Origin of the sequence: Gryllotalpicola daejeonensis (assembly GCF_039538145.1) — a bacterium.
Taxonomy (GTDB): Bacteria; Actinomycetota; Actinomycetes; order Actinomycetales; family Microbacteriaceae; genus Gryllotalpicola; species Gryllotalpicola daejeonensis.
Genome location: NZ_BAABBV010000001.1, coordinates 652,066 through 665,788 on the forward strand (window position 1 = coordinate 652,066; position 13,723 = coordinate 665,788).

General features: G+C 68.3%; 11 protein-coding genes. 4 read left to right on the forward strand and 7 right to left on the reverse strand.

Translation table 11 applies throughout. The features are described 5' to 3' along the window. Positions 1 to 9 precede the first annotated feature (9 nt). From ndk to ileS, 4 genes are read right to left on the reverse strand one after another with little or no spacing between them, the layout of a single operon-like run. Positions 10 to 432 (reverse strand): nucleoside-diphosphate kinase, encoded by a 423-nt coding sequence (gene ndk / locus ABD736_RS03285; protein WP_344790305.1) that lies wholly within the window; start codon positions 430 to 432, stop codon positions 10 to 12. Beyond that, positions 429 to 812: a DUF4233 domain-containing protein gene (locus tag ABD736_RS03290; RefSeq protein ID WP_344790306.1), complete on the reverse strand. Its 384-nt coding sequence runs from the start codon at positions 810 to 812 to the stop codon at positions 429 to 431. The genes ndk and ABD736_RS03290 overlap by 4 nt, the downstream gene beginning before the upstream one ends. After that, positions 809 to 2,179, reverse strand: coding sequence for a bifunctional folylpolyglutamate synthase/dihydrofolate synthase (locus tag ABD736_RS03295; RefSeq protein ID WP_344790307.1), 1,371 nt, complete (start codon positions 2,177 to 2,179; stop codon positions 809 to 811). The genes ABD736_RS03290 and ABD736_RS03295 overlap by 4 nt, the downstream gene beginning before the upstream one ends. Continuing rightward, positions 2,176 to 5,391, reverse strand: a complete 3,216-nt coding sequence (ileS, locus tag ABD736_RS03300; protein WP_344790308.1) for an isoleucine--tRNA ligase — start codon at positions 5,389 to 5,391, stop codon at positions 2,176 to 2,178. Before ileS ends, ABD736_RS03295 begins: the two co-directional genes overlap by 4 nt. Positions 5,392 to 5,669: 278 nt before the next feature. On the opposite strand from ileS, the gene valS reads away from it, so the two are divergent. From valS to ABD736_RS03320, 4 genes are read left to right on the forward strand one after another with little or no spacing between them, the layout of a single operon-like run. Continuing rightward, positions 5,670 to 8,264 (forward strand): valine--tRNA ligase, encoded by a 2,595-nt coding sequence (gene valS / locus ABD736_RS03305; RefSeq protein WP_344790309.1) that lies wholly within the window; start codon positions 5,670 to 5,672, stop codon positions 8,262 to 8,264. A 40-nt stretch (positions 8,265 to 8,304) separates the two neighbouring features. Next, positions 8,305 to 8,754: a GNAT family N-acetyltransferase gene (locus ABD736_RS03310; RefSeq protein WP_344790310.1), complete on the forward strand. Its 450-nt coding sequence runs from the start codon at positions 8,305 to 8,307 to the stop codon at positions 8,752 to 8,754. A gap of 10 nt (positions 8,755 to 8,764) precedes the next feature. Continuing rightward, complete coding sequence (locus ABD736_RS03315) at positions 8,765 to 9,034, forward strand: hypothetical protein (RefSeq protein WP_344790311.1); 270 nt, start codon at positions 8,765 to 8,767, stop codon at positions 9,032 to 9,034. Positions 9,035 to 9,055: 21 nt separating this feature from the next. Then, positions 9,056 to 11,101, forward strand: coding sequence for a M3 family metallopeptidase (locus ABD736_RS03320; protein ID WP_344790312.1), 2,046 nt, complete (start codon positions 9,056 to 9,058; stop codon positions 11,099 to 11,101). A 71-nt stretch (positions 11,102 to 11,172) separates the two neighbouring features. Here ABD736_RS03320 and ABD736_RS03325 read toward each other — a convergent pair whose 3' ends face one another. From ABD736_RS03325 to ABD736_RS03335, 3 genes are all read right to left on the reverse strand, one after another. After that, positions 11,173 to 11,574, reverse strand: coding sequence for a GNAT family N-acetyltransferase (locus ABD736_RS03325; protein ID WP_344790313.1), 402 nt, complete (start codon positions 11,572 to 11,574; stop codon positions 11,173 to 11,175). Between the two features lie 68 nt (positions 11,575 to 11,642). Beyond that, positions 11,643 to 12,923: an ATP-dependent Clp protease ATP-binding subunit ClpX gene (gene clpX / locus ABD736_RS03330; RefSeq protein WP_344790314.1), complete on the reverse strand. Its 1,281-nt coding sequence runs from the start codon at positions 12,921 to 12,923 to the stop codon at positions 11,643 to 11,645. 127 nt (positions 12,924 to 13,050) lie between these two features. Beyond that, positions 13,051 to 13,719: an ATP-dependent Clp protease proteolytic subunit gene (locus ABD736_RS03335; RefSeq protein WP_344790315.1), complete on the reverse strand. Its 669-nt coding sequence runs from the start codon at positions 13,717 to 13,719 to the stop codon at positions 13,051 to 13,053. Positions 13,720 to 13,723: the final 4 nt, after the last annotated feature.

The window sequence follows — 13,723 nt, forward strand, 5'->3', positions numbered from 1 at the left end:
GCGGCCCCGTTACTTGAACCAGAGCGCGAGCTCGCGCGCGGCCGACTCGGGCGAGTCCGAGCCGTGCACGAGGTTCTGCTGCACCTTGAGGCCCCAATCGCGGCCGAGGTCGCCGCGGATGGTGCCGGGCGCCGCGGTCGTCGGGTCGGTGGTGCCGGCGAGCGCACGGAAGCCCTCGATGACGCGGTGCCCAGCGATGCGGATCGCGACGATCGGCCCCGACTGCATGAACTCGAGCAGCGGCTCGAAGAACGGCTTCCCCTGGTGCTCCGCGTAGTGCTCGGTGAGCAGCTCGAGGTCCGCCTCGACCAGGCGGATGTCGACCAGCTGGTAGCCCTTCGCCTCGATGCGGCGCAGGATCTCGCCGGTCAGGTTGCGGGCGACGCCGTCGGGCTTGACGAGGACGAGGGTCTCTTCGACAGGGGTGGTCACTGCGGGTTCTCCGTTTCGTTGAGCTGCGGGTCGTTCTGGGCGCGGGACGCCTTCAGTCGCTCGACCTTATCGGCCGAGTACATGGCGTAGATCCAGATGGCGAGGAAGAGGGCGCCGACGATGAACATCATGTGCACCCAGATGCCGGCGACGATCGCGAGCACCTGCACCGCGAAGCCGATCCAGGTGCCGTAGCGGTAGCGCAGCGTCAGCATCGCGATGATGGCGAGCACGATGAGGAACGCGCCACCGCCGATGACGATCGCCGCCGGTGCGCTGTGCAGGCCCCAGGCGACGAGCGTGCCGAGGAACAGCACGATGAGCTCGAAGCCGAGCACGATCGAGCCGAGCGATTCGCGGATGCCGCGCTCGCGCCTCATTCGACGTCCTCCGGCCGCGCCGCCTTCCAGCCGCGCTGCTCCGCGAGCACCATCGCCTCGCCGACGAGCGTGATCGAACCGGTGACGACGACCGCGCGCTTCTCGCCCTCGAGCGCCCAGGCACGGGCGGCCTCGATCGCCTCGCCGAGGTCCTCGACCTCGTCGACGTGCTCGTGCGTCCACTCGTAGATGTCCTCGGCGAGGTCCTCGCTTGAGCGGGCTCGGTCGGAGTGCGACTGCGTCACGATGACCGTGGTCGCCACCGGGCCGAGCGCGTCGACGATGCCGTGCGCGTCCTTGTCTTTGAGCACCCCGAGCACGAAGGCGATCTCGTCGAAGTCGAAGTAGCGCTCGAGCGCGGCGCGCAGCGTGACGGCGCCCGCGGGGTTGTGCGCGGCGTCGACGATCACGGTCGGCTCGGTGCCGATGAGCTGCAGGCGGCCGGGCGAGCTCGCCCCCGCGATGCCCTCTTCGACGAGCTCGTAGGTGAGCCGGTGCTCGCCGCCGCCGATGAACGCCTCGACCGCCGCGATCGCGACCGCCGCGTTCTGCGCCTGGTGATCGCCGTAGAGCGGCAGCGTGAGCCCGTCGTAGGCGCCCGCCGTTCCGCGCACGTCGATGAGCTGCCCGCCGACCGCCACGGAGGTCGCGGTCACATCGAACTCGGCCGGTTGAGCGATGACGGATGCCCCGTGCTTCGCCGCCGCCGCCTCGATCTCGCGCATGGCCTCTGGTGTCTGCCGCGCGGTTACGACTGTGGCGCCGTCCTTGATGATTCCGGCCTTCGTGTGCGCGATCTCGGCGATCGTGCCGCCGAGCTGCGCCATGTGGTCGAGCGAGATCGGCGTGAAGACCGCCACGGTGCCGTCGCCGACGTTCGTGGAATCCCATTCGCCGCCCATGCCGACTTCGACGACCGCGACGTCCACCGGGGCGTCGGCGAAGCAGGCGAAGCCGAGCGCGGTGACCGCCTCGAAGAAGGTGAGGCGCGGGCGGCCGGCTGCCTCGAGCTCTTGGTCGACCAGTTCGAGATACGGCTTGATCTCGCTCCAGTTGCGGGCGAGCGCCTCATCGCTGATCGGCTCGCCGTCGATCAGGATGCGCTCGTTGAAGCGCTCGAGGTGGGGGCTCGTGAGCAGGCCGGTGCGCAGACCGTAGGCGCGCAGGATGCTCTCGGCGATGCGGCTCGTCGAGGTCTTCCCGTTCGTGCCGGTGATGTGGATGATCGGGTAGGCCTTCTGCGGGTCGCCGAGCACCTCGACGGCGCGCCGGGTCGCGTCGAGGCGGCGCTCGGGCTTCGCCTCGCCGACGCGCTCGAGCAGTTCGGCGTACGCCGCGTCTGCGGCCTCTCGATAGGAGTCGGTCATGCCGGCACCTCGACCTTCTCGACTTCGATGGCCTGCTCGCCCTCGGTGACCGTGTACTGCACGGCCAGCGTCTCGGCGGCGATCAGCTCGGCGTGGGTGCGAGCGGCGCCGGCCGTCTCGCGGTCGAGAACGAGCCGAAGGCTGATGCGGTCGCTCACCTCGAGGCCGGCCGCCTTGCGAGCGTCCTGCACACTGCGGATCAGGTCGCGGGCGGTGCCCTCGGCGGCGAGCTCCGGCGTCACGTGGGTGTCGAGCAGCACGAAGCCGCCGCCGGGAAGCAGCGCGAGCGCTTCCGAGGCGTCGTCCTTCTGGGCGACTTCGAGCACGAGGTCGTACTCCCCCGCCTCGAGCGCGATGCCGCCCGCGGTCACGACGCCGTCGTGCTCGCTCCAGTCGCCGGAGCGGGCGGCCTTGATGGCCTCCTGCACCTGCTTGCCGAGACGCGGGCCGGCGGCGCGGGCGTTCACCGACAGGCGGCGGGTGATGCCGTAGTCGTCGGCGCTCGTGGCCGTCTCGGCGATCAGCTCGACCGACTTCACGTTCAGCTCGTCACGCAGGATTCCCTCGAAGGCGCCGAGGGACGAGGCATCCGGCACCACCACGGTGAGCTTCGCAAGCGGAAGCCGCACGCGCAGTCCGTTGGCCTTGCGCAGCGACAGGCCCGTCGAGGCGATCTGGCGGACGGAATCCATGGCTGCGACCAGCTCGTGGTCGGCCGGGAACTCGGCGGCGCTCGGCCAGTCCTCGAGGTGCACGCTGCGGCCACCGGTGAGCCCCTGCCAGACGTGCTCGGTGACGAGCGGCAGCAGCGGCGCGGCGAGGCGGCAGAGCGTCTCCAGCACGGTGAACAGCGTGTCGAATGCGCTCTCGTTCTCGGCGCCGCCTTCCCAGAAGCGGTCGCGCGAGCGGCGCACGTACCAGTTCGTGAGCACGTCGGCGAAGTCACGCAGGGCCGCCGCGGCGAAGGGGCTGTCGAGGTCGTCGAAGTGCTCGGTGACGGCCTCGACCGTCTCACGCAGCTTGGCGAGGATGTAGCGGTCGAGCTCGTTCGTCGACGCCGTCGACCGCTTCGCCTCGTAGCCGCTCGCGTTCGCGTAGATCGTGAAGAAGTAGTACGAGCTCCACAGCGGCAGCAGCAGCTCGCGCACGCCCGAGCGGATCCCCTCTTCCGTCACGATCAGGTTGCCGCCGCGGATCACCGACGACGACATCAGGAACCACCGCATCGCGTCCGAGCCGTCTCGGTCGAACACCTCAGCGACGTCGGGATAGTTGCGCAGGCTCTTCGACATCTTCTGGCCATCGGAGCCGAGCACGATGCCGTGGCTGAGCGCCGCGCGGAAGGCGGGACGGTCGAACAGCGCCGTCGCCAGCACGTGCTGCACGTAGAACCAGCCGCGCGTCTGCCCGATGTACTCGACGATGTAGTCGGCCGGGTTGTGCGTGTCGAACCAGTCGCGGTTCTCGAACGGGTAGTGCACCTGCGCGAACGGCATCGAGCCGGAGTCGAACCACACGTCGAACACGTCGCTGATGCGTCGCATTGTCGACTTGCCGGTCGGGTCGTCGGGGTTCGGCCGGGTGAGCTCGTCGATGAACGGGCGGTGCAGATCGACCTGGCCCTCGGTGTTGCGCGGCAGCGTGCCGAAGTCGCGCTCGAGTTCCTCGAGAGACCCGTAGACGTCGATGCGCGGGTAGTTCGCGTCGTCGCTCTTCCACACGGGGATCGGCGAGCCCCAGTAGCGGTTGCGGCTGATCGACCAGTCGCGCGCACCCTCGAGCCACTTGCCGAACTGGCCGTCTTTCACGTTCTCGGGCACCCAGGTGATCTCCTGGTTGAGCTCGATCATCCGGTCCTTGAACTCGGTGACGCTCACGAACCAGCTCGAGACCGCCTTGTAGATCAGCGGGTTCCGGCAGCGCCAGCAGTGCGGGTACGAGTGCTCGTAGCTGGCCTGGCGCAGCAGGCGGTTCTCGCTGCGCAGCAGCTGGGTGAGCGGCTTGTTGGCATCGAACACCTGAAGGCCCGCGACGGGCGTCACGTTGGCGAGGAACTTGCCGCCGTCGTCGACCGAGACGATGACGGGGATGCCGTTCGCCTCGCAGACGCGCTGGTCGTCTTCACCGTAGGCGGGCGCCTGATGCACGATGCCGGTGCCGTCGGCGGTCGTCACGTAGTCGTCGACGAGGATGCGCCACGCGTTCCCGGTGCCCCACGTCTCGGCATCCGCGTAGAAGTCCCACAGCCGGTCGTACTGGACGCCCGCCAGCTGTGCGCCCGCGATCGTGCGGGTGACGGATGCCAGCGCGGCGGCTGCGTCGTCGTAGCCGAGGTCCTTCGCGTAGTTCCCGACGAGCTCGCGGGCGAGCAGGTACTCCCCCGCCTCCTCCGGCGTGTCGGCCGCGCCGTTCGGGCCGGCCGGCACGACGGCGTACTCGATGTCGGGGCCGACGGCGAGCGCCATGTTGGTCGGCAGCGTCCACGGCGTCGTCGTCCAGGCGAGTGCACGCACCGCGGTCAGGCCGAGCGACTCGGCCTTCTCACCGACGAGCGGGAAGGTGACCGTCACCGTCTGGTCCTGGCGCATCTTGTAGACGTCGTCGTCCATGCGCAGCTCGTGGTTCGACAGCGGAGTCTCGTCGCGCCAGCAGTACGGCAGCACACGGTAGCCCTCATAGGCGAGGCCCTTCTCGTGCAGCTGCTTGAACGCCCACAGCACGCTCTCCATGAAGGTGAGGTCGAGGGTCTTGTAGCCGCCGTCGAAGTCGACCCAGCGCGCCTGGCGGGTGACGTAGTCCTGCCACTCCTCGGTGTAGCGCAGCACGGACTCGCGCGCCGCGCGGTTGAACGCGGCGAGGCCCATCTTCTCGATGTCGGCCTTGCCGTTGATGCCGAGCTGGCGCTCGGCCTCGAGCTCGGCGGGAAGCCCGTGCGTGTCCCAGCCGAAGACGCGCTTGACCTGCTTGCCGCGCATCGTCTGGTACCGCGGGAACAGGTCCTTGGCGTAGCCGGTCAGCAGGTGGCCATAGTGCGGCAGGCCGTTGGCGAAGGGCGGGCCGTCGTAGAAGACCCACTCGTCGCAGCCCTCGCGCCGATCGACGGATGCCTTGAAGGTCTCGTCCTGCTTCCAGAACGCAAGCACCTTCTGCTCGATCTCCGGAAAGCGCGGGCTCGAGACGACTTCCGGCTCATCGGACTTGGGGTACGGCAACGGGGCTCCTCGATGTCTCTTCTGCAGACGAGGACGCGGCTCACGTCGCGCGGTACCACCTCGATTGTTGAGAACGGATGTCTCAACCACTCGTTCTTAGGCGATGACGGGCCCGACCCGTTCGGTTCTACTTGGCGTGCAGCCGTTCTTCCGAAGACTCCCCGGTGATGGCCGGATCAAAGTCGATGCCCCAAGTCTACCGATAGACTGCCGGTTACATCCCACACTCAGGCACCCTCTGACGCGGTGCCGCACATACCGACGAACGAGGCCCTGACATGACTGCGATCCCTGACAAGCCCGCCCTGGAAGGCCTCGAGTCCAAGTGGGGTGAGATCTGGCAGCGGTCGGGCACGTACTCCTTCGACCGCAAGGCCGCGCTTGAGGCATCCGATCGCACCTGCATCTACTCGATCGACACGCCGCCTCCGACCGCGTCGGGCTCGCTGCACATCGGCCACGTGTTCAGCTACACGCACACCGACGTCGTCGCCCGATACCAGCGCATGCAGGGCAAGACCGTCTTCTACCCGATCGGGTGGGACGACAACGGCCTGCCGACCGAGCGCCGCGTGCAGAACTACTACGGCGTGCGCTGCGACCCGTCGCTGCCCTACCAGCCCGACTTCCAGCCGCCGTTCGAGGGCGGCGACAACAAGTCGAGCAAGGCAGCAGACCAGGTGCCGATCTCTCGCCGCGACTTCATCGAGCTGTGCGAGCGCCTCACCGAAGAGGACGAGAAGCAGTTCGAGGCGCTGTGGCGGATGCTGGGTCTGTCGGTCGACTGGGCGCAGACCTACCGCACCATCGGTGCGGAGTCGATCCGCGCCTCGCAGCTCGCCTTCCTGAAGAACGTCGAGCGCGGCGAGGCCTATCAGGACTGGGCGCCCACGCTGTGGGACGTGACGTTCCGCTCGGCCGTCGCGCAGGCCGAACTCGAAGACCGCGACCAGCCGGGCGCCTACCACCGGCTCGCCTTCCACGGCCCCGACCTCGACGGCAATGGCGGCGACGTGTTCATCGAGACGACGCGCCCCGAGCTGCTGGCCGCGTGTGTCGCGCTCGTGGCGCACCCCGACGACGCGCGCTATCAGCCGCTCTTCGGCAAGACCGTGCGCACCCCGATCTTCGACGTCGAGGTGCCCGTCGTCGCCCACCACCTCGCGCAGCCCGACAAGGGCACGGGCATCGCGATGGTCTGTACCTTCGGCGACATCACCGACGTCACGTGGTGGCGCGAGCTGCAGCTGCCGACCCGCGCGATCATCGGCTTCGACGGCCGCATCGTGGCCGACGCGCCGGAGGCGATCACCTCTGATGCGGGCCGCGAGGCGTTCGCCAAGCTCGCCGGGCTGACTGTGTTCAGCGCGAAGAAGACCATGGTCGAGCTGCTCACCGAGTCGGGCGAGCTGATCGGCGACGTGAAGCCGATCCAGCACCCGGTGAAGTTTTACGAGAAGGGCGACCGCCCGCTCGAGATCGTCTCGACGCGCCAGTGGTACGTGAAGAACGGCGGGAAGGACGACGCTCTGCGCGCCCGCCTGCTCGAGGCCGGGAAGAGCCTCGACTGGCACCCCGACTTCATGCGCGTGCGCTACGAGAACTGGGTGAACGGACTCGCCGGCGACTGGCTGATCTCGCGCCAGCGCTTCTTCGGCGTGCCGATCCCCGTCTGGTACCGCGTCGACGAGAGCGGCGAGACGCAGTTCGACCAGGTGATCCTGCCCGAGGCCGAGCAGCTGCCCGTCGACCCCTCGTCCGACGCGCCCACCGGCTTCGACGAGTCGCAGCGCGGCGTGCCCGGCGGCTTCGTCGGCGAGGTCGACATCATGGACACCTGGATGACGTCGTCGCTGACCCCGCAGATCGCCGCCGGGTGGGAGCGCGACCCCGAGCTGTTCGAGGCGCTCTTCCCGTTCGACCTGCGCCCGCAGGGTCAGGACATCATCCGCACCTGGCTGTTCTCGACGCTGCTGCGCTCGGTGCAGCAGCACGACTCGCTGCCGTGGCGCCACGCCGCCATCTCCGGCTTCATCGTCGATCCCGACCGCAAGAAGATGTCGAAGTCGAAGGGCAACGTGGTCACGCCCGCGGCGATCCTCGAGCAGCACGGGTCGGATGCCACGCGCTACTGGGCCGCGTCGAGCCGCCTCGGCGCCGACGCCGCGTTCGACATCAACAACCCGACGCAGATCAAGATCGGCCGCCGGCTCGCGATCAAGGTGCTGAACGCGGCCAAGTTCGTGCTCGGCTTCGAGGCGACGACCGGCGCCGAAGTGACCGCAGACCTCGACGCCGCGATGCTGCGCGAACTCGCCAAGGTCATCGCCGACGCGACCGCCGCGTTCGAGGCATACGACCACGCCCGCGCGCTCGAGGTCACCGAGACGTTCTTCTGGACGTTCTGCGACGACTACCTCGAGCTGGTCAAGGAGCGCGCGCACGGTGCCGGGGACGCTGCAGGCCGGGCATCCGCCGTCGCGGCGCTGCGCCTCGCTCTGAGCGCTCTCATCCGCTTGTTCGCGCCGTTCATCCCGTTCGCGACGGAAGAGACCTGGAGCTGGTTCAACGAGGGCTCGGTGCACACCGCCGCGTGGCCGAAGAGCGCAGAGCTCGGCGTTTCGGAATCCGGCCCTGCGGTGCTCGCCGTCGCGAGCCAGGCGCTCGTCGGAATCCGCCGGACGAAGACCGACGCGAAGGTGTCGCAGAAGACGCCGATCACACGCGTGACGCTGACCGGCACCGCTGAGCAGCTCGCCGCACTGCGTCTGGCCGAGGACGACCTGAAGGCGGTCGGGCGCATCGGCGTCATCGAGTACGCGGAGGGCGAGGCCGTCGCCGTGCGCGATGCCGAGCTCGGAGACCTGTCCTGATCAGGACTATTCGCGCTATGGTCACCACGGGAGGGGTGCTATGACCGTTTCAATCCGGGAAGCTCGCGACAGCGATTTCTTCCCTTGGCTCAGTCTGTATGAGGGGTACGCGTCGGAGCGCGGTGTCGAGCTGACGGAGCAGCGAGCCCTGCAGCTGTGGACGTGGCTTTCGGATCCGCACCACCCTGAGACGTCGCTCATCGCCCTCGATGAGGACGGCGACGTGACAGGACTTGTGCACTTCCACACCTTCCCGCGGCCTCTGCTCGGCGAGACCGGCGTGTTCATCGACGCCATTCACGCGAGAGAGGACACGGTCGCGCAGGAGCTCTTCCGCGCGGTGCGCGACACCGCGGCGGCTCAGGGAGCCGCGGTGATCAGGTGGACGCAGGCCGACGGTGAGACACTGCCCCGCGTGCTCGCCGAAGCCGGTGGTGCGGCAGCGTCGTCGGCCTACGTCGAGTTGCAGACCACCCCGCAGCCGGCCTGAGCGGGCCGCAGTGCAGCTCGGAACCCGCTGGCCGGTCGGCGCCTCTGCGCCGACATCTCTGCCCGAAGTCGTCCTCGGGGCGATCAAGGCCGTCGAAGAGGAACTGGACGCCGACGGCGTGGACGCTTCGACCTGGCGCTGGACGCTGACCTGGCTTGAGGGCAAACCCGTCGTCGAGCTCGACGACGGCACCGTGATCCGCTACAACGCGGGCAGCGAGACCGCCACGATCAGCTCGAACGATTTCGAAGCACGGGCGGATGGCGGGGCCGAGGCCTAGCGCCTGGATAGGGTGAGAGACATGACGGATGCCTCGAACCCGCTCCTGACCGCAAGCACGCTCGACTACCGGCTTCCGCCGTTCGCGCAGATCACCGATGAGCACTATCGCCCCGCGTTCGACGCCGGCTTCGCCGAGCAGCTCGCCGAGATCGAGGCGATCACGTCGAACCCCGACGAGCCGACGTTCGAGAACACGCTGGTTGCGCTGGAGCGCTCGGGGCAGACGCTGCGCCGCGTCGCCTACGTCTTCTTCAACAAGTCGTCCGCCGACTCGACGGACGCCACCAACGCCCTCGATGAGGAGCTCGCGCCAGAGCTCGCCGCGCACGAGGACGCCATCAAGCTGAACTCCGCGCTGTACGAGCGCATCCGAGCCGTTCGCGACGGGCTCGACGCGCGAACGGATCTCGACGCGGAGGCGCGCTATCTCGTCGAGCGCTACTACACCGACTTCACCCTGGCCGGCGCCGGCCTCGACGACGAGGCCAAGGCGGAGCTCTCGAAGCTCAACCAGCGCATCTCCGGCCTCCAGGCCAAGTTCGAGAAGCAGCTGCTCGCCGACACCAATGAGCTCGCGGTCGTCTTCGACGATGCCGCCGAGCTTGAGGGGCTCGGTGACGGCGAGCTGTCTGCCGCCGCGGAAGCCGCCAAGGAGCGCGGGCTCGAGGGGAAGTACCTCGTCACGCTGGTGCTGCCGACCGGGCATCCCTGGCTCGCCTCGCTCACGCGGCCCGAGGTGCGCGACCGCATCATGACGGCCTCGCGCTCGCGGGGCGCGCGTGACGGCGCGAACGACAACCGGCCGCTCATCCTCGAGCTCGTGCGCCTGCGTGCGCGCCGCGCGCAGCTGCTCGGTTTCGCCAGCCACGCGGACTTCGTCACGGCCGCCCAGACCGCCGGCAGCGCTGCCAACGTCGCCGAGATGCTCGGCAAGCTCGCGCCCGCCGCCGCCCGCAACGCGCGGCGCGAGCACGAAGCGCTCGAGGCGACCGCGGGTGCGCCGGTCGCGGCCGCCGACTGGGACTTCTGGACCGAGAAGGTGCGTGTCGCCGAGTACGACGTCGACACGACCGCACTGCGCCCGTACTTCGAGGCGGAGCGCGTGCTGCATGACGGCGTGTTCTTTGCCGCGAACAAGCTCTACGGCCTGAGCTTCACCGAGCGCCCGGACCTGGTCGGCTACCACCCCGACGTGCGCGTCTTCGAGGTCTTCAACGAAGACGGGTCGAAGCTCGGCCTGTTCCTCTACGACCTCTACACGCGCGACTCGAAGCGCGGTGGGGCATGGATGAACAGCCTCGTCGACCAGTCAGAGCTGCTGGGCGAGCCGACCACCGTCGTCGTGAACAACCACAATGTGCCGAAGCCGGCCCCCGGCGAGCCGACGCTGCTGACCTTCGACGAGGTGCACACGCTGTTCCACGAGTTCGGGCACGCGCTGCACGGGCTGTTCGGCCACGCCGTCTACCCGCGCTTCGCAGGCACGAGCGTGCACCGCGACTTCGTCGAGTTCCCGTCGCAGGTGAACGAGATGTGGATGCTGTGGCCTGAGGTGCTGGCCAACTACGCCAAGCACTACCAGACCGGCGAGCCCATCCCCCAGGACGTCGTCGACCGCATCACCGCCTCAGAGACCTTCAACGAGGGCTTCGCGACGAGCGAGTACCTCGGCGCCGCGCTGCTCGACCAGGCCTGGCACGTGCTGACGCCCGAGCAGGCGGATGCCGTCATCGACGTCGCGTCGTTCGAGGCATCCGCCCTCGCCGGCGTCGGGCTCGACTTCGCGCCGGTTCCTCCGCGCTATCAGAGCACGTATTTCGCCCACACCTTCTCGGGCGGCTACGACGCGCAGTACTACTCGTACATCTGGAGCGAGGTGCTCGACGCCGACACGGTCGAGTGGTTCAAAGAGAACGGCGGCCTCACCCGCGAGAACGGCGATCGCTTCCGCGCGCGCCTGCTCGGCGTCGGCGGAACGAAGGACCCGATCGAGGCTTACGTCGACTTTCGCGGCCGCCCTGCTGAGCTCGAGCCGCTGCTGAAGCGCCGCGGCCTCCTTGACTGACCCGCTTCGCATCTGCTTCGAACGGTCACTGCTGCTCCAGGCGGCATGGCGCGCAGCGCAGTGGTGACCGTTCAGCGCAGTTGAAGGCGCATGGCGACCACGTCCAGGCGCTCGGCGTCCCCGGTGTCGTGGAACCCGGCAGCGACGTAGCTTCGGATGGCCGCGTCGTTGCCGGCGATCACCTTAAGGCCGATTTCCGTCGCGCCGCGCGAGCGCGCCCCCTCGATCGCGCGGCCAACAAGGACGCGCGCGAGACCTCTGCGCCGCTGCGCCGGATCGATGATGACGCGACTGAGCCACGCCGACGTGCCGGTGATGGTCAGCTCGAACTGGCCGATCACGCGGCCGCCGTCGTCGACGACCACCCAGGCACCGTGGCCGTCGCGCTGTTCGTAGGCGCGCAGCTGCTCGACGGTGAACGGCCACGTCGGCTGCGGACCGGCGAAGAGATACAGCGCGTGCGCGTCGGGCACCCAGCTGACGATCACTGGGCAGTCCGCCGCGCGCCGGCGGCGCACGACGAGCTGAGGAGAGACCGCGCTCAGGCGGTCTTCTCTTCGCGCCGCGAACTGCGGTGAGGGACGATCGTCGGGGCCGCGTTGGACTCGACGGCCTCTCGGGTGATGACGACCCGCGCGACCTCGTCGGTCGACGGCACCTCGAACATGACCGGCCCGAGCACCTCTTCCATGATGGCGCGCAGGCCGCGAGCACCCGTCTGCCGCAGCACGGCCAGATCGGCGATCGCCTCGAGTGCGCCCTGCTCGAAGGCCAGCTCGACGCCGTCGAGCTCGAACATGCGCTGGTACTGCTTGACGAGCGCGTTCTTCGGCACGGTGAGGATCTGGATCAGCGCCTCGCGGTCGAGCGGCGTCACGGTGGTGACGACCGGAAGGCGCCCGATGAATTCGGGGATGAGGCCGAACTTATGCAGGTCTTCGGGAAGGACCTCGCTGAAGAGGTTGAGGTCGTCGCCCTTCGAGTGCAGCGGGGCGCCGAAGCCGATGCCCTTCTTGCCCGCGCGGGCCGAGATGATCTCTTCGAGCCCGGCGAACGCGCCGGCCACGATGAACAGCACGTTCGTCGTGTCGATCTGGATGAATTCCTGGTGCGGATGCTTGCGGCCGCCCTGCGGCGGAACGGAAGCCACCGTGCCCTCGAGGATCTTCAGGAGCGCCTGCTGCACGCCTTCGCCCGAGACATCCCTCGTGATCGACGGGTTCTCGGCCTTGCGCGCGATCTTGTCGACCTCGTCGATGTAGATGATGCCGGTCTCTGCGCGCTTGACGTCGTAGTCGGCGGCCTGGATCAGCTTGAGGAGGATGTTCTCGACGTCTTCGCCGACGTAGCCCGCCTCGGTGAGCGCGGTAGCGTCGGCGACCGCGAACGGCACGTTCAGCCGCTTCGCGAGCGTCTGCGCCAGATACGTCTTGCCGCAGCCGGTGGGCCCGATCAGCAGGATGTTGGACTTCGCGATCTCGACCTCGTCGGCCTTGACGTCGGCCGGCCCGATGGCGTTGCGTGCGCGCACACGCTTGTAGTGGTTGTAGACGGCGACGGCGAGAGCCTTCTTCGCGGCGTCTTGGCCGATGACGTATTCCTCGAGGAAGCTGTAGATCTCTTTGGGCTTCGGAAGCTCGAACTCGCCGGAGCTGCCCGCCTCGGCGTCGGCCATGCGCTCTTCGATGATCTCGTTGCAGAGCTCGACGCACTCATCGCAGATGTACACGCCGGGACCGGCGATCAGCTGCACGACCTGCTTCTGGCTCTTTCCACAGAAGGAGCACTTCAGCAGGTCGGCGCTCTCTCCGATGCGTGCCATTCGAAATCCCCTTCATGAAACACAGCCCCGTCAGATCAGGGCGGGCTGCCTTGCGTCGAGCCTAACGCGAGGGGCCGACATCGGCAGGGATCTGCGCGATGTCGGCCCCGGAGTGTTACTCGGCGCCCTACTTGGTGAGCGCGGCCTGAACCTGCTTGCGGCTGGTCAGGACCTGGTCGATGAGGCCGTAGTCGAGGGCCTCGGCCGCGGACAGGATCTTGTCGCGGTCGATGTCCTTGTTGACCTCTTCCTGGCTGCGGTTCGAGTGCTTCGCCAGCGTCTCCTCCAGCCAGGTGCGCATGCGCAGAATCTCAGCAGCCTGGATCTCGATGTCGGATGCCTGGCCGTGGCCTGCCTCGCCGATCGCCGGCTGGTGGATCAGGATGCGGGCGTTCGGAAGCGCGAGGCGCTTGCCCGGCGTGCCGGCCGCCGTCAGCACGGCAGCCGCAGAAGCCGCCTGGCCCAACACGACCGTCATGATCTCCGGGCGGATGTACTGCATCGTGTCGTAGATCGCCGTCATGGCCGTGAAGGAGCCGCCGGGCGAGTTGATGTACATGACGATGTCGCGGTCGGGGTCCTGGCTCTCGAGCACGAGCAGCTGGGCCATGATGTCGTCGGCGCTCGCGTCGTCGACCTGCACGCCGAGGAAGATGATGCGGTCTTCGAACAGCTTCGCGTACGGGTCCTGGCGCTTGTAGCCGTAGGCCGTGCGCTCTTCGAAGCTCGGCAGGATGTAGCGCGAACTCGGCATCTGCAGGCTCTTGCCGCCTGCCATGAACGTGGGGGTCTCCATTATT